At 72.5% G+C, this 21,442-nt stretch carries 15 protein-coding genes and 2 pseudogenes; 10 read left to right on the forward strand and 7 right to left on the reverse strand.

Features of this window, described 5'->3' with window-relative positions; genetic code table 11:
• Positions 1-360 precede the first annotated feature (360 nt).
• The gene (gene ileS, locus JNW87_RS16855; RefSeq protein ID WP_109805366.1) at positions 361-3,516 is read left to right on the forward strand and encodes an isoleucine--tRNA ligase; all 3,156 of its coding nucleotides are present in this window, start codon (positions 361-363) and stop codon (positions 3,514-3,516) included.
• 131 nt (positions 3,517-3,647) lie between these two features.
• Positions 3,648-4,346 (forward strand): 1-acyl-sn-glycerol-3-phosphate acyltransferase, encoded by a 699-nt coding sequence (locus JNW87_RS16860; RefSeq protein ID WP_109805367.1) that lies wholly within the window; start codon positions 3,648-3,650, stop codon positions 4,344-4,346.
• Positions 4,347-4,350: 4 nt separating this feature from the next.
• Here JNW87_RS16860 and JNW87_RS16865 read toward each other — a convergent pair whose 3' ends face one another.
• Both JNW87_RS16865 and JNW87_RS16870 read right to left on the reverse strand, forming a co-directional pair.
• A complete protein-coding gene (locus JNW87_RS16865) occupies positions 4,351-5,820 on the reverse strand; it encodes a cryptochrome/photolyase family protein (protein WP_238454017.1) in 1,470 nt (489 codons plus the stop codon).
• A gap of 83 nt (positions 5,821-5,903) precedes the next feature.
• A complete protein-coding gene (locus JNW87_RS16870; protein ID WP_238454018.1) occupies positions 5,904-6,527 on the reverse strand; it encodes a hypothetical protein in 624 nt (207 codons plus the stop codon).
• 162 nt (positions 6,528-6,689) lie between these two features.
• On the opposite strand from JNW87_RS16870, the gene JNW87_RS16875 reads away from it, so the two are divergent.
• Positions 6,690-8,357, forward strand: a complete 1,668-nt coding sequence (locus tag JNW87_RS16875) for a dynamin family protein (RefSeq protein ID WP_238454019.1) — start codon at positions 6,690-6,692, stop codon at positions 8,355-8,357.
• On the opposite strand, the gene JNW87_RS16880 is transcribed toward JNW87_RS16875, so the two are convergent.
• The 3 genes from JNW87_RS16880 to JNW87_RS16890 all read right to left on the reverse strand — a co-directional run bounded on the left by JNW87_RS16880 (position 8,240) and on the right by JNW87_RS16890 (position 12,438).
• Positions 8,240-9,964, reverse strand: a complete 1,725-nt coding sequence (locus JNW87_RS16880) for a glycerol-3-phosphate dehydrogenase/oxidase (RefSeq protein ID WP_238454020.1) — start codon at positions 9,962-9,964, stop codon at positions 8,240-8,242. The two genes, JNW87_RS16875 and JNW87_RS16880, sit on opposite strands and share 118 nt — an antisense overlap.
• A 78-nt stretch (positions 9,965-10,042) precedes the next feature.
• Positions 10,043-11,560: a glycerol kinase GlpK gene (glpK, locus tag JNW87_RS16885; protein ID WP_238454021.1), complete on the reverse strand. Its 1,518-nt coding sequence runs from the start codon at positions 11,558-11,560 to the stop codon at positions 10,043-10,045.
• A 47-nt stretch (positions 11,561-11,607) separates the two neighbouring features.
• Positions 11,608-12,438: an MIP/aquaporin family protein gene (locus JNW87_RS16890; protein WP_109802112.1), complete on the reverse strand. Its 831-nt coding sequence runs from the start codon at positions 12,436-12,438 to the stop codon at positions 11,608-11,610.
• Between the two features lie 188 nt (positions 12,439-12,626).
• On the opposite strand from JNW87_RS16890, the gene JNW87_RS16895 reads away from it, so the two are divergent.
• From JNW87_RS16895 to JNW87_RS16915, 5 genes are all read left to right on the forward strand, one after another.
• Entirely contained in the window at positions 12,627-13,394 is a 768-nt protein-coding gene (locus JNW87_RS16895; protein ID WP_238454022.1) for an IclR family transcriptional regulator, read from the forward strand.
• A 42-nt stretch (positions 13,395-13,436) separates the two neighbouring features.
• Positions 13,437-14,960: a glycerol kinase GlpK gene (glpK, locus tag JNW87_RS16900; RefSeq protein ID WP_238454023.1), complete on the forward strand. Its 1,524-nt coding sequence runs from the start codon at positions 13,437-13,439 to the stop codon at positions 14,958-14,960.
• A gap of 272 nt (positions 14,961-15,232) precedes the next feature.
• Positions 15,233-15,556: a DUF1801 domain-containing protein gene (locus tag JNW87_RS16905; protein ID WP_236647922.1), complete on the forward strand. Its 324-nt coding sequence runs from the start codon at positions 15,233-15,235 to the stop codon at positions 15,554-15,556.
• A 44-nt stretch (positions 15,557-15,600) separates the two neighbouring features.
• The gene (locus JNW87_RS16910; protein ID WP_238454024.1) at positions 15,601-17,238 is read left to right on the forward strand and encodes a GMC family oxidoreductase; all 1,638 of its coding nucleotides are present in this window, start codon (positions 15,601-15,603) and stop codon (positions 17,236-17,238) included.
• Positions 17,239-17,285: 47 nt separating this feature from the next.
• Entirely contained in the window at positions 17,286-17,990 is a 705-nt protein-coding gene (locus JNW87_RS16915; protein WP_238454025.1) for a hypothetical protein, read from the forward strand.
• Between the two features lie 233 nt (positions 17,991-18,223).
• On the opposite strand, the gene JNW87_RS16920 is transcribed toward JNW87_RS16915, so the two are convergent.
• Together JNW87_RS16920 and JNW87_RS16925 are read right to left on the reverse strand one after the other, a co-directional pair.
• Positions 18,224-19,078, reverse strand: a complete 855-nt coding sequence (locus JNW87_RS16920; RefSeq protein ID WP_109805404.1) for an ABC transporter permease — start codon at positions 19,076-19,078, stop codon at positions 18,224-18,226.
• Positions 19,075-20,087 (reverse strand): annotated as a pseudogene (locus JNW87_RS16925) (ATP-binding cassette domain-containing protein). The gene JNW87_RS16920 and the pseudogene JNW87_RS16925 overlap by 4 nt, the downstream one beginning before the upstream one ends.
• Before the next feature lie 266 nt (positions 20,088-20,353).
• Between JNW87_RS16925 and JNW87_RS16930 the strand changes: the two are divergent.
• Entirely contained in the window at positions 20,354-21,001 is a 648-nt protein-coding gene (locus tag JNW87_RS16930) for a hypothetical protein (RefSeq protein WP_109805406.1), read from the forward strand.
• Positions 21,002-21,064: 63 nt separating this feature from the next.
• A pseudogene (locus JNW87_RS16935) lies at positions 21,065-21,442 on the forward strand (hypothetical protein); the annotation flags it as partial.

Genomic DNA, 21,442 nt, shown 5'->3' on the forward strand with positions numbered 1-21,442 from the left:
GTGGGACGGGGGTTGGGGGTGGGGGCGTCCGCAGCGCGGCCGCTCCTGCTGGTGATCGCCCCCCAGAGGCGCGGCCCGTGATTACTCGGCGGCGATCTCCGTCCCCGATCGAGTACGCTTGTCGCACACAGGCGACGACCCGGCCATCACCGGTGAGCCTCCGGAAGAACAGCCGGGTGACCGGCCCAGTAGAACCGGACGGGACGGCCCGTCACAGCCGGCCAACGAGCGGGCGGTCGCACCTTGACCGTCAAGCGGGGTGGTACCGCGGGCCTGCCCCGGGACGCCGGACGGCGTACCGGAGAGGGCTCGTCCTCGCAGACCACAGATGAGTGAGCTGCGCGAGGAGAGCGACCCCCGATGGCCTATCCGTTGCACGACCCGACCGCCGCCGGTGTCCCGGCGAGCCCGGACCTGCCCGCGGTCGAGCGCCGGGTCCTGGAGCACTGGACGGCCGACAAGACCTTCGAGGCGTCCGTCGAGGCCCGCCCGACCGGGGAGAACGGCAAGAACGAGTACGTCTTCTACGACGGCCCGCCGTTCGCCAACGGCCTGCCGCACTACGGCCACCTCTTCACCGGGTACGTCAAGGACGTGGTGCCCCGCTACCAGACCATGCGGGGGCGGCACGTCGAGCGGCGCTTCGGCTGGGACTGCCACGGCCTGCCCGCCGAGGTGGTCGCCGAGAAGCAGCTCGGCATCACCAGCAAGGCGGAGATCCTCGACCTCGGCGTGGCCCGGTTCAACGAGGCCTGCCGCACGTCGGTGCTGGAGTTCACCCAGGACTGGGAGCGGTACGTCACCCGGCAGGCCCGCTGGGTCGACTTCGCCAACGATTACAAGACCCTCGACCTGGACTACATGGAAAGCGTCATGTGGGCCTTCAAGACCCTGCACGACAAGGGTCTGGTCTACGAGGGCTTCCGGGTGCTGGCGTACTGCTGGCGGTGCGAGACGCCGCTGTCGAACACCGAGACCCGGATGGACGACGTCTACAAGGACCGGCACGACCCGACGCTGTCGCTGTGGTTCGAGCTGACCCCGGACGAGAGCGCCCCGGAGCTGCTGCGCGGGCCGGTGCAGCTCGGCGTCTGGACCACCACGCCGTGGACCCTGCCGTCGAACCTGGCCCTCGCCGTCGGCCCGGACATCGAGTACGCGGTGCTGGAACGCGACGGGTCCCGCTACCTGGTGGGCGCCGCGCGGCTGGCCGCGTACGCCAAGGAGCTGGAGGGGTACGAGCAGGTCGGCACGGTGTACGGCCGCGACCTGGTCGGGCGCCGCTACACCCCGCTGTACGACTTCCTCGTCGAGCAGGCCGGCCCGAACGCCTACCAGGTGCTCGGCGCGGATTTCGTCACCACCGAGGACGGCACCGGGATCGTCCACCTGGCCCCGGCCTTCGGCGAGGACGACCAGAACGTCTGCAACGCGGCCGGCATCCCCACCATCGTCACCGTGGACGACCACACCCGGTTCACCGCGCTGGTCCCGCCGTACCAGGGCGAGCAGGTCTTCGACGTCAACAAGTCGGTGATCCGCGAGCTCAAGGAGCGGGGGGTGGTGCTCCGGCAGGACACCTACACCCACTCGTACCCGCACTGCTGGCGCTGCGACACCCCGCTGGTCTACAAGGCGGTGTCGTCGTGGTTCGTCGCGGTGACGCAGTTCAAGGACCGGATGGTCGAGCTGAACCAGCAGATCAACTGGACCCCGGGGCACATCAAGGACGGCTCGTTCGGCAAGTGGCTGGCCAACGCCCGCGACTGGTCGATCAGCCGGAACCGGTTCTGGGGCTCGCCGATCCCGGTGTGGCGCTCCGACGACCCGAGCTACCCGCGGGTCGACGTGTACGGGTCGCTGGCCGACATCGAGCGGGACTTCGGCGTACGCCTGACCGACCTGCACCGGCCGGCGGTGGACGACCTGGTCCGGCCCAACCCGGACGACCCGACCGGCCGGTCGATGATGCGCCGGGTGCCGGAGGTGCTGGACTGCTGGTTCGAGTCCGGCTCGATGCCGTTCGCCCAGGTGCACTACCCGTTCGAGAACGCGGACTGGTTCGAGCACCACTACCCGGGCGACTTCATCGTCGAGTACATCGGACAGACCCGCGGCTGGTTCTACACCATGCACGTGCTGGCCACCGCGCTGTTCGACCGGCCGGCCTTCCGCAACTGTCTCAGCCACGGCATCCTGCTCGGCTCCGACGGACGCAAGATGTCCAAGAGCCTGCGCAACTACCCGGACGTCTACCACGTCTTCGACGCGTACGGGTCGGACGCGATGCGCTGGATGCTGATGTCCTCGCCGGTGCTGCGCGGCGGCGACATGGCGGTCACCGAGGCGGGCATCCGGGACGCCGTCCGGCAGGTGCTGCTGCCGCTGTGGAACGTCTGGTACTTCTTCTCGCTCTACGCCAACGCCGACGGGTACCAGGCGCGTCGCCGCACCGACTCGACGCACCTGCTCGACCGGTACGTGCTGGCGAAGACGAACGAGCTGGTCACCACCGTCCAGGGGCAGATGGAGACGTACGACATCTCCGGCGCCTGCGCGACCGTCCGGTCCTACCTGGACGCGCTGACCAACTGGTACGTGCGGCGCTCGCGGGACCGGTTCTGGTCGGGCGACGGCGAGGCGTTCGACACCCTGTGGACGGTGCTGGAGACGCTCTGCCGGGTGCTGGCGCCGCTGGCGCCGCTGACCGCGGAGGAGATCTGGCGCGGCCTCACCGGGGAGCGGTCGGTGCACCTGACCGACTGGCCGGAGGCCACGGAGTTCCCCGCCGACCACGACCTGGTCGCCGCGATGGACGCCGTCCGCGCGGTCGCCTCGGCGGCGCTGTCGCTGCGCAAGGCGAAGGGCCTGCGGGTCCGGCTGCCGCTGCCGAAGCTGACCGTGGCCTCGCCGGTCGCGGACCAGCTCCGGCCCTTCGTCGACCTGGTCGCCGACGAGGTCAACGTGAAGGCGGTGGAGTTCACCGACGAGGTGTCCGCGTACTGCCAGCAGGTGCTGACCGTGGTGCCCCGGGCGCTGGGCCCGCGGGTCGGCAAGCAGGTGCAGCAGGTCATCAAGGCGGTCAAGGCGGGGGAGTGGGAGCTGGTCGACGGCGCCCCGGTCGCCGCCGGGGTCACCCTCGCCGAGGGCGAGTACGAGCTGCGCCTGGTCGCCGCCGACGCGGAGCACTCCGCGCCGCTGCCCGGCGGTGAGGGCGTGGTGGTGCTGGACACCGAGGTCACCCCGGAACTGGCCGCCGAGGGGCTGGCCCGGGACGTGGTCCGGGTGGTGCAGCAGGCCCGCCGGGACGCCGACCTGGACGTCTCCGACCGGATCGTGGTGTCGCTGTCGGCCTCCGAGGAGGTCCGGGCGGCGGTCTCCGCGTACACCGACTTCGTGGCCCGGGAGGTGCTGGCCGACACCGTCGACTTCGCCGACGGGATCGACGGCGCCGACGGCTTCACCGGTGAGGTCGGCGAGGGCGAGCGGGTGACGGTGGTCGTGCGGCGGGTATGAGGTGACGGGTGGTGGTCGGCGGCGTGCCCGCCGCCGGACCACCACCGGCGCGGCAGGCCACCCGATCGGGCCGACGCGACCCCGTCCGCTACCGTGACACCGCCTGTTCACGTACGACCGCCGGAGGACCAGTGCCCCTGCTCTACACCATCGGCAAGCTCACCGTGGCGCCCGCGCTCCGGTTGGCCTTCCGTCCGCACGTGGAGGGGTTGGAGCACATCCCGGCGACCGGTGGTGCGATCTTCGCGGGCAACCACCTCTCCGTCGCCGACGAGCTCCTGCTCGGCACCGTCGTGCCCCGGCACCTGGCCTTCTGGGCCAAGTCGGAGTACTTCAAGGGCACCGGCGTGAAGGGCGTCTTCTCCAAGTTCGTGCTCACCGGGCTGGGCGCCATCCCGGTCGAGCGGGCCGGCGGCCGGGCGGCGCTGTCGGCTTTCGACGCCGCCATCCCGGTGCTCAAGGCCGGCGACCTGGTCGCCGTCTACCCGGAGGGGACCCGCTCGCCCGACGGCCGGCTATACCGGGGGCGGACCGGCGCGGCCCGGCTCGCCGTGGCGGCCGGCGTGCCGATCATCCCGGTCGGCGTGACCGGCACCGACAAGGCGCAGCCCATCGGCGCCCGGGTGCCCCGGCCCGGTCGGGCCGAGATCGGCATCCGGTTCGGCAAGCCGCTGGACTTCACCGGCCGCTCGGACGACCGCACCTCGCTGCGGGAGATGACCGACGAGCTGATGGCCGAGATCCAGAAGCTGACCGGCCAGGAGTACGTCCCGCGCTACGCCCCGCCGCGCGCCCACCCGCCGATCGCGGGGGAGCCCGGCGCCGTCTGACCCGTCACGGCGGGTCGCTGCCCCGGCGCTTCTCCTGAGCGACCACCGCGTCGAGGTCGGCGAGGCGGTCCATCTGCTTCATGGTGCGGGCCATCCGGGCGTTGCCCGGGATGCGGTCCCGGTTGCGGGACAGGAACGCCCAGTAGCCGGCGGTGAACGGGCAGGCGTCCTCGCCGAGCCGCTTCCGCGGGTCGTACCGGCAGCCGCCGCAGTAGTCGCTCATCCGGTTGATGTACGCGCCGCCGCCGACGTACGGCTTGGTGGTCATCCGGCCCAGGTCGGCGTACTGGCTCATGCCCACCACGTTGCCGGTCATCACCCACTCGTAGCCGTCGACGAAGCGGGTGTGGAACCACTCGACCAGTTCGGCGGGGCGCCAGCCACGCTGGAGCGCGTAGTTGCCCAGCACCATCAGCCGGGGAATGTGGTGCACCCAGGCCCGGTCCCGGACCCCGGCCAGCACGTCGGAGAGGCAGTGCGCGTCGACCGCGTCCGCGTCCAGGTCGTTCCACCAGCCCGGCAGCGACCGCCGCGCGCCCAGCTCGTTGCTGGTGCGCCAGCCGGCCTCGAAGTACCAGTAGGTGTGCCAGATGTAGTCCCGCCAGCCGAGGATCTGCCGGACGAAGCCCTCCACGCTCGGCAGTGGCGCGCCCTCCCGGCGGTACGCCCGCTCCGCGCCGCGGACCGCCTCCATCGGGTCGAGCAGGCCCAGGTTGAACGAGGAGGACAGCATGCTGTGCGCCAGCCAGGGGTCGGTCGACAGCATCGCGTCCTCGTACGGGCCGAACGCGGCGAGCCGGTGCCGCAGGAAGTGCCGCAGCCGGGCCTTGGCCTCCTTCGTGGTGGCCGGGAACCGGCGCGGGCCGTCCCGGCCGACGAACCGGATCCCCTCCCGCTCCCAGCGGTCCAGGTCGGCCCGGACCTCGGCGTCGATGTCGTCCTCCTTCGGCATCGGCGGCGCCGGCACGTCGAGCTTCCCGTCCTTCGGCGGCGGCTCGCGGTTCTCAATGTCCAGGCTCCACCGGCCGCCGGCCGGGTCGCCGCCGTCCAGCAGCACCCCGTGGTGCTCCCGGGCGAACCGGTAGAACGCCTCCATCCGCAGCGCGCCGCGGCGCCGGTCGGCCCACTCGGCGAAGTCCGCCAGGCTGGTCACGTAGCCGCGCTCCGGCAGCACGGTGACCCGGTCCAGGCCGCGGACGAAGTCCAGGGCGCGCCGCGATGTGGGGTGGCAGACCTCCAGCGGCTCGCGGACCTTCCGCAACGCCTGCCCGTACGTCTCGGCGCGCAGGAAGACGGCCTGGTCGCCGAGTTCGGCGGCGCGGTGCCGCAGCGCGGACAGGATCAGGTGGGCCTTCTGCCGGTGGTGGACGCGGCGTCGGAAGACCGCCTTCGACTCGATCAGCAGGACCGGCTGCCGCCGGTCGTCGAGGAAGTGCGGTCCCAGCTGATCGGCGAACAGCAAACGCCGCGACATGTCCTGATTGTGAACCATGCGTCGGATATGGGCGTATGGAAAACGAGAGCTTTATGTATCTGAGACCATGCGCAGCGTGACGGTCAGGACTGGGTCGGGGTGACGATCTGCTGCCGCAGCGTGTCCAGCAGCGCGCCGCTGTCCTCCAGCGACAACCGGGTGAAGACGCCCGTCGCCAGGCTGCCGTGGTCGACCGAGGTGCAGACCACCACCGCGTCGCCGTCGGCGCGGCCCACCGCGCAGCGCTCGTACCGGCCCCGGACGCCGGTCTCCACCGGCACCGCGGGGTCGAGCGCGTACTGCTCGCTGAGGCGGGCCATCTCGGCCTCCGCGTCCGCCTCCGGGCTGAGCCGGAAGCCCGTGCCGCCGAAGATCGTCACCCGCTTGCCGTCGTCCGTGGCGTAGACGCCCGCGAAGGTGTCCTCGGCGAGCAGGTGGGCCTGGCGTACCTCGGTCTTCAACCGCTCGGCGGTGGCCTGGCTGCGTTCGTCCTCGCGCAGCCGCAGGCCGGCGGCCCGGTCCGGCAGCGCGGCGCTGGCCGGGTACTGGGTGGAGAGGGGCTGGACCCACCACAGTGGGACGCCGCAGCAGCAGACGAGGGTGAGCAGCAGCAGCCACGGCCAGCGTCGCCGGCGGCGGACCGGAACCGGGACGTACCCCTTCGGCGCCCGCCAGCCCGGGGGCGGGGCGACCGGCGGCGGGGTCATCCAGTCGTTCCGTACCGCGAAGCAGGCCGCCGACACCGACGCGGCGGTCCGCGACCAGCGGCAGCGCGAGATTCGGCTGAAGATGACCCGGCTGGCCGCCGTCTACGAGCAGGCCCAGCAGTTGACCGCGCCCCGACCGGCCCGGCCGCTGGAGCCCCGGGCATGACCGTCGGCCTACGGCTGGACGAGGCGGTCTGGGGCCTGCTGCACCAGGCTCTCCAGCTCTACCGGGACAATCCCCGGGCCACCGATCACCTCCGGCACCAGCTCGCCCAGCTGGAGCAACCGCTGCGGATCGCGATCGCCGGCCCGTGGCGGTCCGGCAAGTCGACCGTGCTCAACGCGATCATGGGCGAGGAGGTCGCGCCGGTCGACGGCCCGGACGGCAGCGGCGTCTTCACCTGGTACGAGGACGGTCCGCAGCCGCGCGCCACCGCCTACTCGACGAACCAACCCCCTCAGGAGCTGGCGGTGGCCAAGTCCGCGACCGGAATGCGGGTGGATCTGGTCGGCTGGCGGGCGGGCGAGCTGCGCGACATCGTCGTGCAGTGGCCGACCCGGGCCCTGCGGCAGGTGACCCTGATCGACACACCCGCGATCACCGGCCCCGACGAGCAGGGGCGGTCGCCGGTCATGGACCGGGTGCTGCGGGACGCGGACGCGGTGCTGTTCCTGACCCGCGACGGCCGCGGCACCGACCTGCGCGTGCTGGAGTCGACCCGGGACAGCGCCGTCGGGCAGGCCGCCCCGGTGAATGTGATCCTGGTGCTGTCCCGGGTCGACGAGGCCGGCGGCGGACGGGTCGACGCGCTGCTCACCGCCCGCCAGCTCGCCCGACAGCAGTACCGCGACCCCCGGGTGAATGCGCTCTGCGTCGACCTGGCGGCGTGCAGCGGGTTGATCGGGCTGGCCGGCCGGGTGCTCAGCGAGTCGGACTTCGCCGCGCTCGCGCAACTGGCCCGGGTGTCCCGCGAGGATTTGGAGACGCACCTGCTGTCCGCCGACCGGTTCGTCCGCGGTGAGCTGCCGGTGCCGCTGGACCCGGGGGTACGCGCCGCGCTGCTGGACCGGCTCGGCCTCGCCGGGGTCAGGCTGGCGACCACCCTCGTCCGTACCGGCTGCGACAGCCGGGTCAAGCTCTCCGCGGAACTGATCCGACGCAGCGGCCTGACCGAGTTGCGCGAGTCGATGTCCCGCTTCTTCGTCGACCGACGGGACACCCTCAAGGCCCGCTCGGCGCTGGCCGGGGTGGAGGCGCTGGTACGGGCCGAGCCCGGCCCCGGCACCGGCGAGCTGCTCAGCGCGGTGGAGCAGATCCTCGCCGGCGCGCACGAGTTCCGGGAGCTGCGCCTGCTGGCTGCGCTCCGGACGCCCGGCTCGGGTTCGACGCCGAGCTGGCCGAGGAGGCGCGGCGCCTGGTCGGCGGTGACGGGGTCGGCCTGGCCATCCGGCTCGGCGTGGAACACGACGCGACCGTGCAGCGGCTCTGGGAGGCGGCCTCCGACGCGCAGTGGCGGTGGCGGGACCTCGCGGAGGATCCCCTGCTCCGGCTGGCCCAGCGGCGCGGCGCGCAGGTCGTCGTCCGCAGTTGCGAGGGGATGCTCGCCGAGCTGGCCGAGGGCGGCCGTTGAGCCGCCGCCCCGATCAGCGTTGCCCGTAGGGCCCCGCGTGGCCGGGTCCGGCGGTGTGCCGGGCACACCGCCGGAGCCCGTTCAGGCCGCCACGGCCGTCGCCGCCGTCACCTCGGCCGGGCCCAACCGGACCGCGTCGGCCGCCGTGTCGTCGGGCTGGTCGTGGGCGGCCCGTTCGGCCCGGATCCACGCGACGTAGTCCGTCACCTCCCGGTCGGTCCGCTCGTCGTCCCAGCCGAGGACCGGCGCCATCAGCGTCGCCGCCGCCCGGGCGGCGGTCAGGCCACGGTCGAAGGTCTCGATCGAGATGTGGGTGCGCCGGGTCAGCACGTCCTCCAGGCGCAGCGCGCCCTCGGCGGACGCCGCGTAGACGACCTCCACCCTCAGGTAGTCCTCCGCGCCGTCGAGCGGCTCGCCGAGGGTGGGGTCCTCCCGCAGCAGCGACAGCACCTCGTCGACGGCGGCGCCGTAGCGCCGCAGCAGGTGCTCCACGCGCTCGGTGTGCAGGCCGAACTGCTGCGCCAGCCGGCGGCGCTGGTTCCACCGGGCGACGTAGCCCTCCGCGCCGAGCAGCGGCACCCGGTCGGTGCATGAGGCGGGCACTGCGGCGTCGAGGCCGCGCACCGCCTCGTCGACCGCGTCGCGGGCCATCACCCGGTACGTCGTGTACTTGCCGCCGGCCACCACCACGAGTCCGGGCGCGGGGCTGACCACGGTGTGCTCCCGGGACAGCTTGGCGGTCGCGTCGGACTCCCCGGACAGCAGCGGGCGCAGGCCGGCGTACACGCCTTCGACGTCGTCGCGGGTCAGCGGGGTGGCCAGCACCGCGTTGACGTGCTCCAGCAGGTAGTCGATGTCCCGGCTGGTCGCCGCCGGATCCGCCTTGTCCAGGTCCCAGTCGGTGTCGGTGGTGCCGATCAGCCAGTGCCGGTCCCAGGGGATCACGAACAGCACGCTGGACTCGGTGCGCAGGATCAGGCCGGTGCTGGACCGGATCCGGTCGCGGGGCACCACGAGGTGGATGCCCTTGGAGGCGCGCACCTGGAGCTGGCCGCGCTCGCCGACGAGGGCCTGGGTGTCGTCGGTCCACACTCCCGTGGCGTTGACCACCTGCCGGGCGCGCACCTCGAACACCCGGTCGGTCTCCTGGTCGTGCACCCGCGCGCCGGTGATCCGGGCACCCTCGCGCAGGAAACCCACGACGCGGGCCCGGGACAGCGGGTGCGCCCCGTGCGCGGCGGCGGTGCGGACCAGGAAGGTCACCAGCCGGGCGTCGTCGACCTGAGCGTCGTAGTACTGGAGGGCGCCGACCAGCGCCTCGGGCCGCAGCGACGGGCAGGCGCGCAGGGCCGCGCGGCGGCTCAGGTGCCGGTGGGCCGGCACGCCGCGGGCGTGGCTGCCGGACAGGCTCATCGTGTCGTAGAGCAGCACGCCGGCACCGGCGTACAGCCGTTCCCAGCCCCGGTGGCGCAGCGGATAGAGGAACGGCACCGGACGGACCAGGTGCGGGGCGAGCCGCTGCAGGAGCAGGCCCCGCTCGCGCAGGGCCTCGCGGACCAGCCCGAAGTCGAGCATCTCCAGGTAGCGCAGGCCGCCGTGGATGAGTTTGCTGGACCGGCTCGAGGTGCCGCTGGCCCAGTCGCGGGCCTCGACGAGCCCGACCGACAGGCCCCGGGTGACGGCGTCGAGCGCGCAGCCGGCGCCGGTGACGCCGCCGCCGATCACCAGGACGTCCAGTTCCTGGCCGCTGTCGAGGGCGGCCAGGGACCGCTCGCGGGCGGCCGGTGACAGTGTCGCGGAGTGCATCAGTCTTCTCTCCTGTGGAGGGTTCGGGCGCCGGCGGCGGGCGCCGGCCGCCCAGATCCGTACGGGGGTGCGGTGGGGTCAGTCGACGTCGACCCAGTCGAGGGTCCGCTGGACCGCCTTCTTCCACCGGGCGTAGCCGGCCTCGCGCTGCTCCGGGGACCAGGCCGGCTGCCAGCGCCGGCTTTCGTTCCAGTTCTCGCGCAGCTCGTCGGTGTTCTTCCAGAAGCCGACGGCGAGGCCGGCGGCGTACGCCGCGCCGAGCGCGGTGGTCTCGGCGACCACCGGGCGGCTGACCGGGACGCCGAGGATGTCCGCCTGCATCTGCATGCACAGGTCGTTGACGGTGACCCCGCCGTCGACCTTGAGGCACTCCAGGTGCACCCCGGAGTCCTGCTCCATCGCATCGGCCACGTCGCGGCTCTGGTAGCAGATGGACTCGAGGGTGGCCCGGGCGATGTGGGCGTCGGTGTTGAACCGGGAGAGGCCGACGATCGCGCCGCGGGCGTCGGAGCGCCAGTACGGGGCGAACAGGCCGGAGAACGCGGGCACGAAGTAGACCCCGCCGTTGTCCTCCACCTGGCGGGCCAGGATCTCGCTCTGCGCCGCACTACTGATGATCTTGAGCTGGTCGCGCAGCCACTGCACGGCCGAGCCGGTGACGGCGATCGAGCCTTCGAGCGCGTACACCGGCGCCTCGTCGGCGAACTTGTAGCACACCGTGGTGAGCAGCCCGGCCTTCGACCGCACGATCTCGGTGCCGGTGTTGAGGAGCATGAAGTTGCCCGTGCCGTAGGTGTTCTTCGCCTCGCCCGGCGCGAAGCAGACCTGCCCGACCGTGGCGGCCTGCTGGTCTCCCAGGTCGCCGGTGAGCGGGACCGCGCCGCTGAACGGGCCGTTCATGGCGCAGCTGCCGTACGAGCGCGGGTCGGACGACGGCCGGATCTCCGGCAGCATGGCGCGGGGAATGTCGAAGAAGGACAGCAGCTCGTCGTCCCAGTCCAGCGTCTCCAGGTTCATCAGCATGGTGCGGCTGGCGTTGGTGGGGTCGGTGACGTGCACCCCGCCCTCGACGCCGCCGGTGAGGTTCCACAGCAGCCAGGTGTCGGTGTTGCCGAAGACGGCCTCACCGCGCTCGGCGGCCTCGCGCACCCCGCCGACGTTCTCCAGGATCCACTGGATCTTTCCCGCCGAGAAGTACGTCGCCGGCGGCAGGCCGGCCTTGCGCCGGATGACGTCGCCCTTGCCCTCGCGTTCCAGCGCCGAGGCGATCCGGTCGGTGCGGGTGTCCTGCCAGACGATGGCGTTGTAGTAGGGGCGGCCGGTCCGGCGGTTCCACACCACGGTGGTCTCCCGCTGGTTGGTGATGCCGAGCGCGGCCAGGTCGGCGGCGGTCAGGCCGCGGGCGTTCATCGCGGTCTGGATGACCGTCTGGGTCCGCTCCCAGATCTCGAGGGGGTTGTGCTCCACCCAGCCGGCCTGCGGCAGGATCTGCTCGTGTTCGAGCTGGTGGCGGCCGACCTCGTTGCCGCCGTGGTCGAAGATCATGAAACGGGTGCTGGTGGTGCCCTGGTCTACCGCGCCGACGAAGTCAGGCATGCGGGTGTCTCCTTCTGTGTTCGTCGAGAGATGCGGGCCGGCGGATGTCAGATGCGGGCGAGCTCGGCCTCGGCCGAGGCGGTCTCGGTGGCCAACGTGCCCGGCTCCAGCTCCTCGCTGGGCAGGAAGCGCCCGACGACCAGCTCGTAGAGGCCGGCGCCGATGACGCCCCCGACCAGCGGCCCGACGATCGGCACCCAGAAGTACGGATATCCGCTGGTGTCCTGGAAGGCCGTTTCGTAACCGGTCAGGAAGGAGGCGAGCCGGGGGCCGAAGTCGCGGGCGGGATTGATGGCGTAGCCGGCGTTGGCGGCGAAGGCCATGCCGATCGCGACCACGATCAGGCCGACGATCAGCGGGGCGAGGTTGCCGCCGGGCAGCGAGTTGCGGGCGTCGGTGACCGCCAGGACGAGGAACAGCAGGATGGCAGTGCCGATGATCTGGTCGCGCAGCGCGCCCCACTCGCTCACGCCGACGCCCGGCAGGGTGGAGAAGACACCCTGGCTCTTGCTGGTGAGGCCGGGGTCGAACCGGGACAGCGTCTCGCTGTAGTTCCAGCGGATGATCAGGGCCGCGACGAACGCGCCGGCGGTCTGGGCCAGCGCGTACGGCAGCACCTTGCGCCAGGAGAAGCCCTTGAACACCGCCAGGGCGACGGTGACCGCGGGGTTGAGATGCGCGCCGCTGATGCGGCCCGCCACGTACACGCCGAGCGTGACGCCGAGACCCCAGGCCCAGGCGATGCTGTCGAACTCGCCGGTTCCCGCGGCGGCCACCTGGGCGACGACGCCCACGCCGAACAGGATGAGAATCGCGGTGCCGGCGAACTCGGCGGCCAACTCGCCGACGAGTCCGGGGCCTTTCAACCGTTGCGCCATGGTTCCTCCAAAGCGGTGGGGATGGCGGCCCTCCCGTTCGGGAAAGCGGAGGGTCGGTCGGTGACGCTGCGATGTCGGACGTCACCGTTCGGTGAACCGTAGGAAACCCGTGGGGCCGGGTCAACGAACCCCGGTCGACAATGTCGAACACTGTTGCGGCGGCCGGATCGCCGTTAGCATTCGGCCCCATGCCGGGTCAGGTGCAGTCCATCGCGCGGGCCGCGGCGATCCTCCGCCTGCTGGCCAGCAGCTCCGGCCGGCTCGGCATCGGGGAGATCGCCCGGTCCCTCGACCTGCCCAAGGGCACGGCGCACGGCATCGTCCGCACCCTGCAGGACGTCGGCTTCGTGGAGCAGGACAAGACCTCCGGCAAGTACCAGCTCGGGGCGGCCCTGCTGCACCTGGGCACCAGCTACCTCGACGTCAACGAACTGCGCTCACGCTCCATCAACTGGGCCGACCCGCTGGCCGCGCGCAGCGGCGAGGCCGTCCGCATCGGCACCCTGTTGGACGGCAAGGTGCTGGTGGTCCACCATGTCTTCCGGCCCGACGACACCCTGCAGACCCTGGACGTCGGGTCCCTGCTGCCCCCGCACGCCACCGCGCTCGGCAAGGTCCTGCTCGCCTGCGACGTGGGCGCCGCCAACACGGTCATGCAGGGCGAACCTGAGCCGTACACGCGGCGCACCCTGGTCACCGCCCGCACCCTCACCCGGGCGCTGACCGGCATCCGGGACAACGGCTGGGGCGCCGAGATCGAGGAGATGACCCTCGGCGAGGCCGGTATCGCCGCGCCCATCCGCGGCTACGGCGGTCTGGTCGTGGGCGCGATCGGGCTCTCCGGCCCGGTCGACCGCGTCTGCGACGGGCAGGGCCACCCCCGCCCGGCCCTCGTCGCGTACGTCCGCGACGCCGCCCGCGCGGTCTCCCGGGACCTCGGCGCGGCCCGCTGGTGATCCGTCCACCCTGCTCCGCCATCCGCCCAGAGAGGACGAGGAATGACTGACAGCTACGTCGTCTCCATCGACCAGGGCACCACCTCGACCCGCTGCATCGTCTTCGACCGCCGGGGCAACCTCGTCTCGGTGGCCCAGCGGGAGCACCAGCAGCACTTCCCCCGGCCCGGCTGGGTGGAACACGACGCGCTGGAGATCTGGCGCAACGTCGGCAAGGTGGTGCCCCGGGCCCTCGCCCAGGCCGGCATCGTCGCCGGCCAGGTCGCCGCGATCGGCATCGCCAACCAGCGGGAGAGCACCGTCGTGTGGGACCGGCGCACCGGGGTGCCGGTCGCCCCGGCGATCATCTGGCAGGACACCCGCACCGACGCCCTGGTGGAGACGCTGGCCGGGACGCCCGGCGCCGAGGACCTCCCGCAGCGCTGCGGATTGCCGCTGACCACCTACTTCTCCGGCCCGAAGTTGCGCTGGCTGCTCGACCACACCCCCGGCCTGTACGAACGGGCCGAGCGCGGCGAGGTGCTCTTCGGGACGATGGAGAGCTGGCTGGTCTGGAATCTCACCGGTGGTCCGGCGGGCGGTCTGCACCTGACCGACGTGACCAACGCCAGCCGGACGATGCTGATGGACCTGCGTACGCTCGCCTGGCACCCCGACTCGCTGGCCTTCTTCGGCATCCCGTCCGCCATGCTGCCCGAGATCCGCTCCTCGTCGGAGGTGTACGGCACCGCGACCGACGTCCTGCCCGGCGTCCGGATCGCCGCGGCGCTCGGCGACCAGCAGGCCGCCCTGTTCGGCCAGACCTGCTTCGCCCCGGGCGATGCCAAGTGCACCTACGGCACCGGCAGCTTCCTGCTGCTCAACACCGGCGCGGAGCCGGTGCACTCCACCCACGGGCTGCTCACCACCGTCGGCTACCAGATCGGCGGCGAGCCGGCGGTCTACGCCCTCGAAGGCTCCATCGCGATCACCGGGTCCCTGGTGCAGTGGTTCCGCGACCGGCTGGACCTGATCAGCACCGCGCCGGAGATCGAGACCCTGGCCCGGACGGTGGACGACAACGGCGGCTGCTACATCGTGCCGGCCTTCTCGGGGCTGTTCGCGCCGCACTGGCGCAGCGAGGCACGCGGGGTCATCGTGGGTCTCACCTCGTACATCACCAAGGGGCACCTGGCGCGGGCGGTGCTGGAGGCCACCGGCTGGCAGACCCGGGAGGTGGTGGACGCGATGAACGCCGACTCCGGCCTGGACCTGACGGCGCTGCGGGTGGACGGCGGGATGACCGCCAACAACCTGCTGATGCAGTTCGTCTCCGACGTGCTCGCGGTGCCGGTGGTGCGCCCGATGGTCGCCGAGACGGTCTCCCTCGGCGCGGCGTACGCCGCCGGGCTGGCGGTCGGCTACTGGCCCGACCTGGAGGGGCTGCGCAGCAACTGGCATCTCGCCGCCCGCTGGCTGCCGGAGATGGACGACGCCGTCCGCGCCGAGGAACGGGAGAACTGGGAGCGCGCGGTGGAGCGCACCTTCGGCTGGATCAAACCGGCGGCCCGGGCCGCCAACGAATGACCGACCCCGCCGGACCGCGCGCGAGGCGACGACGTCGCGGACGCGCCGACGACGGACCGCGGCCACCCTCGCCCTCCTCCACGAACAGCGGAGCTGAACGAGCTCGCCGAGCGCCAACTCGTTGTCGTAATCGCGTGGGAGCATGACCCCGTGGCGACATCGAAGCAGCCGGTGACGGTCCCGACCGAGGCCAGCGTCGACGACTTCCTGGCGCGGTCCCCGACGAACGCCGGCGGGCCGACGCGCGGCGCCTCTGCGCGATTCTGCGCGAGGTGACCGGCGAGCCCGCGGTGATGTGGCGCCCGAGCATCGTCGGCTTCGGCAGCTACCGCTACACCTACGAGACCGGGCGCACGGGCGACTGGCCGCTGGCGGGCTTCTCACCGCGAAAGCAGCAGCTCGTCGTCTACCTGGTGGGCGGGTTCGAGGAGCGGCACGCGTCGGTCCTCGCCCGGCTCGGTCCGCACAAGACCGGCAAGGGCTGCCTCTACCTGAAACGGCTCGACGATGTCGACGAGACCAGCCTCCGCGAGCTCATCGACCGCACCGTGCGGGTGCACAAGGGCGTCGACCGGGCCGGCGAACACCGCCGATAGCGGCCTGGCGGCCCCCCTTTCCGTTCGGTGATCGACGGACTACGGTGGGTGCCACGCTCGTGCCGGCGAACCGGGGGTGCCCGTTGGAGGAGTTCGACTACGTCGTGGTGGGTGCCGGCTCGGCCGGCTGCGTGCTGGCCAACCGGTTGACCGAGGATCCGGGCACCCGGGTGCTGCTGATCGAGGCGGGTGGTTGGGACCGCAGTCCCTTCGTCCGCATCCCCAAGACCTTCAGCCGGCTGATGGACAACCCGCGCACCGCCTGGCACTACCCCGCCGACGCGGGGCCGGCGCGCCGCGAGGTCTGGCAGCGGGGTCGCATGATCGGCGGTTCCAGCTCGATCAACGGCATGGTGTACGGCCGCGGCGGCCGGCTCGACTACGACGGGCTGGAACGCCTCGGCAACCCCGGCTGGGGATGGGACACCATGCTGCCGATCTTCAAGCAGCTGGAGGACAACCCGTTCGGCGCCTCCGAGGTACGCGGCGCCGGCGGGCCACTGCGGCTGTCCAGCGCGACCGACACCGACGGGCTCAGCGAGGAGACGATCGCCGCCGGGGTGGAGCTGGGCTGGCGCCGGGCGGACGACCTGAACGCCGCCGACGACGAGCGGATCGGCTATGTCATGGCGACCATTCGCGACGGTCGCCGGTTCAGTGCCGCCGACGCCTTCCTGCATCCGGTCCGCAACCGGCTCAACCTGACCATCGCGGTGGGGACCGTCGCGCTCCGGGTCCTCGTCCAGCAGGGCCGAGCCATCGGGGTGCGCGCCCGGCGGCACGGGCGGACGGTGGACTACGCGGCCTCCGCCGAGGTCATCCTCGCCGCCGGCGCGATCGCCACCCCGCAGTTGTTGCAGGTTTCCGGCATCGGTCCGGCCGACACGCTGCGCCGCGCCGGCGTCGACGTGCTGCTCGACCGGGCCCGGGTGGGAACCGGCCTGCGGGAGCACCGGTCGATGCCGGTGCAGTTCCGGCTGACCGCCGCGGGCGGCTACAACCCGTTGCTGGGCAGCCGGCTCGGTCAGGGGCGGGCCATGCTGCGTTACCTGCTGACCCGCCGGGGGCCGCTCGCCCTGCCGGTGTACGACGTCGGGGCGCACATCCGGTCCGACCCGGAGGCCGATCATCCCGACACGCAGCTGCTGATCGCGCCCTTCTCGGCGGCGCCACAGCGCCCGGGGCACGCGCTGGAGCTGGAGACCGAGCCGGGGCTGATGGCCCTGGCGACGGTGACCCGGCCGGACAGCGAGGGCAGCCTGGCCATCACGTCGGCCGATCCGGAGACGCCACCGCGGATCGTCGCCAACTACTTCGATACCGTGCATGACCGTCGGGTCGCGGTGAGCGCCTTCCGGCGGATGCGGGAGCTGTTCGCCACCGCGCCGATCGCGAAGCGGATCTCCGCGGAGACCCTGCCCGGTCCGGGTGTCCAGGACGACGACGAGATCATCGACGCGGCCCTGGCCCTCGGCTACTGCGGCTACCACGCGGTGGGCACCTGCGCGATGGGCCCGGACGACGAGTTCGTGGTCGACCCGCAGCTCCGGGTGCGCGGCGTGGACGGCTTACGGATCGTCGACGCCTCCGTCCTGCCGGTCCTGGTCTCGAGCTACCTCAACGCCCCGGTGATGGCGCTGGCCTGGCGGGCCGCCGACCTGATCCTTGATCGGCGACAGTAGGATCCCCGCACCCTGGCGAATCCTCGCCTCCGCCACCCGGAGCCCGCATGTCCGAGCAGTCCGCCGCCGACGTACCCGAGGTGATCCGCTTCCGGCGGTGGCTGCTTCCCGCGGCGGCGCTCGCCGCCGTGCTGGTGCTGCTCGTCGCCGTCGCCATGGCCTGGTCCGCACCGGAGCGGCCGTCGGCCGCCCGGCCGGCCGCGGAACTCACGCCGGTCCCGACGGCCGCCGGCACGCCCACCCCGAGCGCGGCGCCCACCCCGTCGGGCAGCGTGCGGCCGGCGGTCACCCCCACCCCGGCCCGCACCGTGCGGCCGACCCGGCCACCGGCCCCGGCCAGGTCGAGCAGCGGTCCGACCCGGCGGCCGAGCACCACGACCACCACCCGCAAGCCCGCCTGCACCCCGGCCGGCGTGGTGGACGTGGTCCAGGTCTTCACGGACGGCGTGGTGAAGGTCGCCGACCGGACCGACGGCGAGTGGACCGACCAACTCTGTCCGGGTGAGCGGATCCGCGTCTTCTGGGCCACCTACAGCCGGACCTCCGACGGCGGCGCGAAGCTCTACCAATCCCAGGTCCGCTACCTCGACCGCTCCCAGCCGACCTGGACCATGCGGCTGGCCCTGTCCGGCCACTGCGGCGACTCGTGGTACGTGGTGGCCGGCAACGCCACCATCCCGCAGACCCTCAAGCCGGGTGTGGTGCCGTTCGGCGGCGGCAAGCTGAACTGGGAGACCGGCGGGGGTTGCTGACCCGGGAGCACCGCCGGCTACCCACGGCTACCGCAGCCCGGACAGTCCCCGCCGGGCACTGACCGGACGCCGCACGTCATGCGGGACGAGGATGATCGTGCGGCCGGCGGCGTTGAGGCGGCGTAGTGCGCGTCGAGGTAGATCGTGCCGTCCTCGCCGTTGTCACCGGGCAGCACCGCCATCAGCGTGGCGACCCGTCCCATCGGGAAGGGGCGCCACGGCAGCGCCCGATGTCAGCGGCGGTTGTAGCGGTACATCGTCAGCACGCCGAAGACCACCACGAACCCGGCGCTCCACACCAGGGTCCACATCGTGCTCGACGGATCGGACGCCCCCGACATCACCGCGCGCACCGAGGCCACCAACTGCGTCACCGGATTGACCTTGACGAACGCCTGGAGCCAACCCGGCATCGTGCCTGGCTCGACGAACACGTTGCTCAGGAACGTCAGCGGGAACAGCACCATCATGCTGACGCCCATCACGGACTTCTCGCTGCGCAGGACCAGGCCGAAGAACGTCCACACCCAGGAGAACGCGAACGAGAAGACGACCAGCAGCCCGATCCCGGCCAGTACGCCCGGCAGCCCGCCGCCCGGCCGGAACCCCAGTACCAGCCCGACGCCCAGGATGACCAGGGCCGCGAGGATGTAGCGCAGCACGTCTCCGATGATCATGCCGACCAGGGCGGCCGGTCGCCAGACGGGCAGCGTCCGGAAGCGGTCGAAGACGCCCTTCTCGATGTCGGTGTTGAGCCCGACCCCGGTGTACATGGTGATCATCACGACGCTGGTCACCATGATGCCGGGCAGGAAGAACTGCAGATAGTCCCGTGGGCTGTCGGCGAGGGCGCCGCCGAACAGGTACGTGAACATCAGCACCATGATGATCGGGAACGCCGTCACGTCGAAGAGCTGCTCCGGCACGTGCTTGATCTTCAGAAGGGCGCGCCAGCCGAACGTGAGCGACGCCGAGAGGGCGCTCGGCCTGGGCGGTCGCGTACCGGGCGCGAGCACCGTACCGAGGGCGTCGGCGGACGGGACGTAGACGGACGGGGCGCGGCCGGTCGTGGTAGCGGCGTTGCTCATCGCGCTGCCTCCAGCTGGTCGTCCCGCTCGTCCGTGGAGACGGCGGGGTGGTCGGTAAGGGCCAGGAAGACCTCGTCCAGGCTCGGCTGGCCGAGGGAGAAGTTGTCGACGGCGATGCCCGCGCGGGCCAGGTCGGACAGCGCACGGGCGGCCTGCTCGCTGGCGTCGAGGTCGCCGCCGTCGCCCCCGACGCGGGCCGTCAGCGCGACCGGGTCGGGCTCGAGCTGCACCGGAACGCCCAGCGCCGCCTGGAGCAGCCGCTCGGCCGCCGGACGATGCCCCGGGTCGCGCAGCCGCAGGTGAACCGTGCCGGAGCCGACCGACGCCTTCAGCTCACCCGGCGTGCCCTCCGCGATCACCCGGCCGTGATCGACCACCGCGATGCGGCCGGCGAGCTGATCGGCCTCGTCCAGGTACTGCGTGGTCAGCAACACGGTCGTGCCGTGCGCCACCACGGCCCGGACGATCTCCCACACCTGGTTGCGGCTGCGCGGGTCGAGGCCCGTCGTCGGCTCGTCCAGGAACAGCAGGTCAGGGGTGTTGAGGATGCTCGCCGCGATGTCGATGCGCCGCCGCATGCCGCCCGAGTACTTCTTGACCTGGCGTCGCCCGCCTCGGTCAGGCCGAACGCGGCCAGCAACGCCTCGGCCCGCTCCCGGGCGGCCGACCGCTTCAACCCGAGCAGCCGACCGAGGAGCACCAGGTTCTCCGTCCCGGTCAGGTCTTCGTCCACTGAGGCGTACTGGCCGGTGAGACTGACCCGGGCGCGCACGGCGTCCGCCTCCTCGACGACGTCGTGGCCGAACACCCGAGCCCGGCCGCCGTCGGGACGCAGCAGCGTCGCCAGCACGCGCACCGCCGTGGTCTTGCCCGCCCCGTTCGGACCGAGCAGGCCGTAGACGGTGCCGGCGGGGACCTGAAGATCGATGCCGGCCAACGCGCGGGTCGCCCCGAACGACCGGATCAGGCCTTCGGCCTCGATGGCCAGGCCGGTGGTGCGTCTGCTCATGACCGCTACCTTCCTCGTGCGCGTTCTGGAGACTTGACCCGCCGGCCGCCCAGCCGTCGCACGGCGCAGGGCGATGCCGGCGATGCCGGCACCACCTGCGGCGCGGTGCGGACCGTGCGGAGCTGGTCGACCGTGTGCAGGCCCATTCAACGGCAGCCGTACGACACAACGCCATCGCGCGCAACAGCCGACGTCGATGAAACCCGCAGGAGGTAAAGGAGGGACAAGGTCCGGCGGACCGTCGCCGGTCGACCTACAGTGTGGGAATGTGGGAGTCCGTTGCCGCGCCGGTGGTGGGTTTGCTGGCCGCCGTGGCCGTGGCTGCCCCGACGCCGACACCCGCCCGGCCGGTGGACGCCGCGCCGGTGCTGACGTCGACGCCGTTCGGCGCGCTGCCCGGGCAGCAGGTGACCCACGTCGTCACGATCTCCGGTGGCGGCACCCTCACCAACACGCGGGTCACGTTCACCACCACGGCCGATCTCGACGGTGTCACGGCGAGCGCGGAGCCGGGTCGGTGTACGGCGTCCCCTCGTACGGTCGTCTGCGAGCTCGGCGATTTGCGCCTGGGCACCGCCCCGTCGGTACCGAAGATCACCATTGCCGGGCGGGTCCGCCCGGGTGTGCCGCCGGGCACGCTGGTCCGCAACCGGGTCAGTGTCACCTCGGTGGAGTCCACCGCGACGGGCGCCCAGTTCGCCAGCAACGCGTACCTGCTCCCGGGGGCGACGGCGACGCCCACCGATCCGGCGCTGGAGTCGCCGGTGGCGAGCGAGGCCCTGCCGGGCGGACGGTCGATGCGGGTGCCGGCCGTCGCGGCGGTCGTGGTGGCCGGCGCGGTGGCCGCGGCTGCCGTGCTGACGCGTCGGCGGCTGCGGTTGCGGCACGGCCCGCCGCCGGCTGGCGGGCTGTAACGACCAGGCACCTGGATCCGATGTAGCAGGGGACGGGGAACGGGGTCGCGGCAGGAGTACGGCATGGATCGACGGTGCTGGAGGCGGGCCACGCTGGCGGCGGTCGCCGGGGCGGCGGCGCTGGTGACGACGTCCGTCTGCCTGGATGCCGGGACGGCGACCGCCGCGGCACCGACCTCGGTGCAGGGGCCGCCTGCCCTGCCGACCCTGCTGCCCCTGCCCAGCCCGTCGCTGACCGTGTCGCTGCCGCCGGTGAACCTGCCGACGGTGACCCTGCCGCCCATCAAGCCGCCGACGGTCAAGCTGCCGACGCTTAAGCCGCCGACCGTCCCGTCGGCCACTCCGTCGACCGGACCGACGGCGCACCCGGGACCACCCCGCCGGCCGCCGGCACGCCACCGCGGGCGGCGTCCCGGGCCCGCCCGGCGACGGCGGGTCGGT

The sequence above is a fragment of the Micromonospora sp. ATA51 genome, assembly GCF_016802855.1.
Taxonomy (GTDB): Bacteria; Actinomycetota; Actinomycetes; order Mycobacteriales; family Micromonosporaceae; genus Micromonospora; species Micromonospora sicca.

Excerpts from the sequence above, each read along its gene's own strand:
- JNW87_RS16875 (WP_238454019.1), top strand. The coding sequence starts at position 6,690 with ATGACCGTCGGCCTACGGCTGGACGAGGCGGTCTGGGGCCTGCTGCAC.
- JNW87_RS16880 (WP_238454020.1), bottom strand. The coding sequence starts at position 9,964 with ATGCACTCCGCGACACTGTCACCGGCCGCCCGCGAGCGGTCCCTGGCC.
- JNW87_RS16895 (WP_238454022.1), top strand. The coding sequence starts at position 12,627 with ATGCCGGGTCAGGTGCAGTCCATCGCGCGGGCCGCGGCGATCCTCCGC.
- JNW87_RS16865 (WP_238454017.1), bottom strand. The coding sequence starts at position 5,820 with ATGTCGCGGCGTTTGCTGTTCGCCGATCAGCTGGGACCGCACTTCCTC.
- ileS (WP_109805366.1), top strand. The coding sequence starts at position 361 with ATGGCCTATCCGTTGCACGACCCGACCGCCGCCGGTGTCCCGGCGAGC.
- JNW87_RS16915 (WP_238454025.1), top strand. The coding sequence starts at position 17,286 with ATGTCCGAGCAGTCCGCCGCCGACGTACCCGAGGTGATCCGCTTCCGG.
- JNW87_RS16920 (WP_109805404.1), bottom strand. The coding sequence starts at position 19,078 with ATGAGCAACGCCGCTACCACGACCGGCCGCGCCCCGTCCGTCTACGTC.
- JNW87_RS16930 (WP_109805406.1), top strand. The coding sequence starts at position 20,354 with ATGTGGGAGTCCGTTGCCGCGCCGGTGGTGGGTTTGCTGGCCGCCGTG.
- glpK (WP_238454021.1), bottom strand. The coding sequence starts at position 11,560 with ATGCCTGACTTCGTCGGCGCGGTAGACCAGGGCACCACCAGCACCCGT.
- glpK (WP_238454023.1), top strand. The coding sequence starts at position 13,437 with ATGACTGACAGCTACGTCGTCTCCATCGACCAGGGCACCACCTCGACC.
- JNW87_RS16870 (WP_238454018.1), bottom strand. The coding sequence starts at position 6,527 with ATGACCCCGCCGCCGGTCGCCCCGCCCCCGGGCTGGCGGGCGCCGAAG.
- JNW87_RS16890 (WP_109802112.1), bottom strand. The coding sequence starts at position 12,438 with ATGGCGCAACGGTTGAAAGGCCCCGGACTCGTCGGCGAGTTGGCCGCC.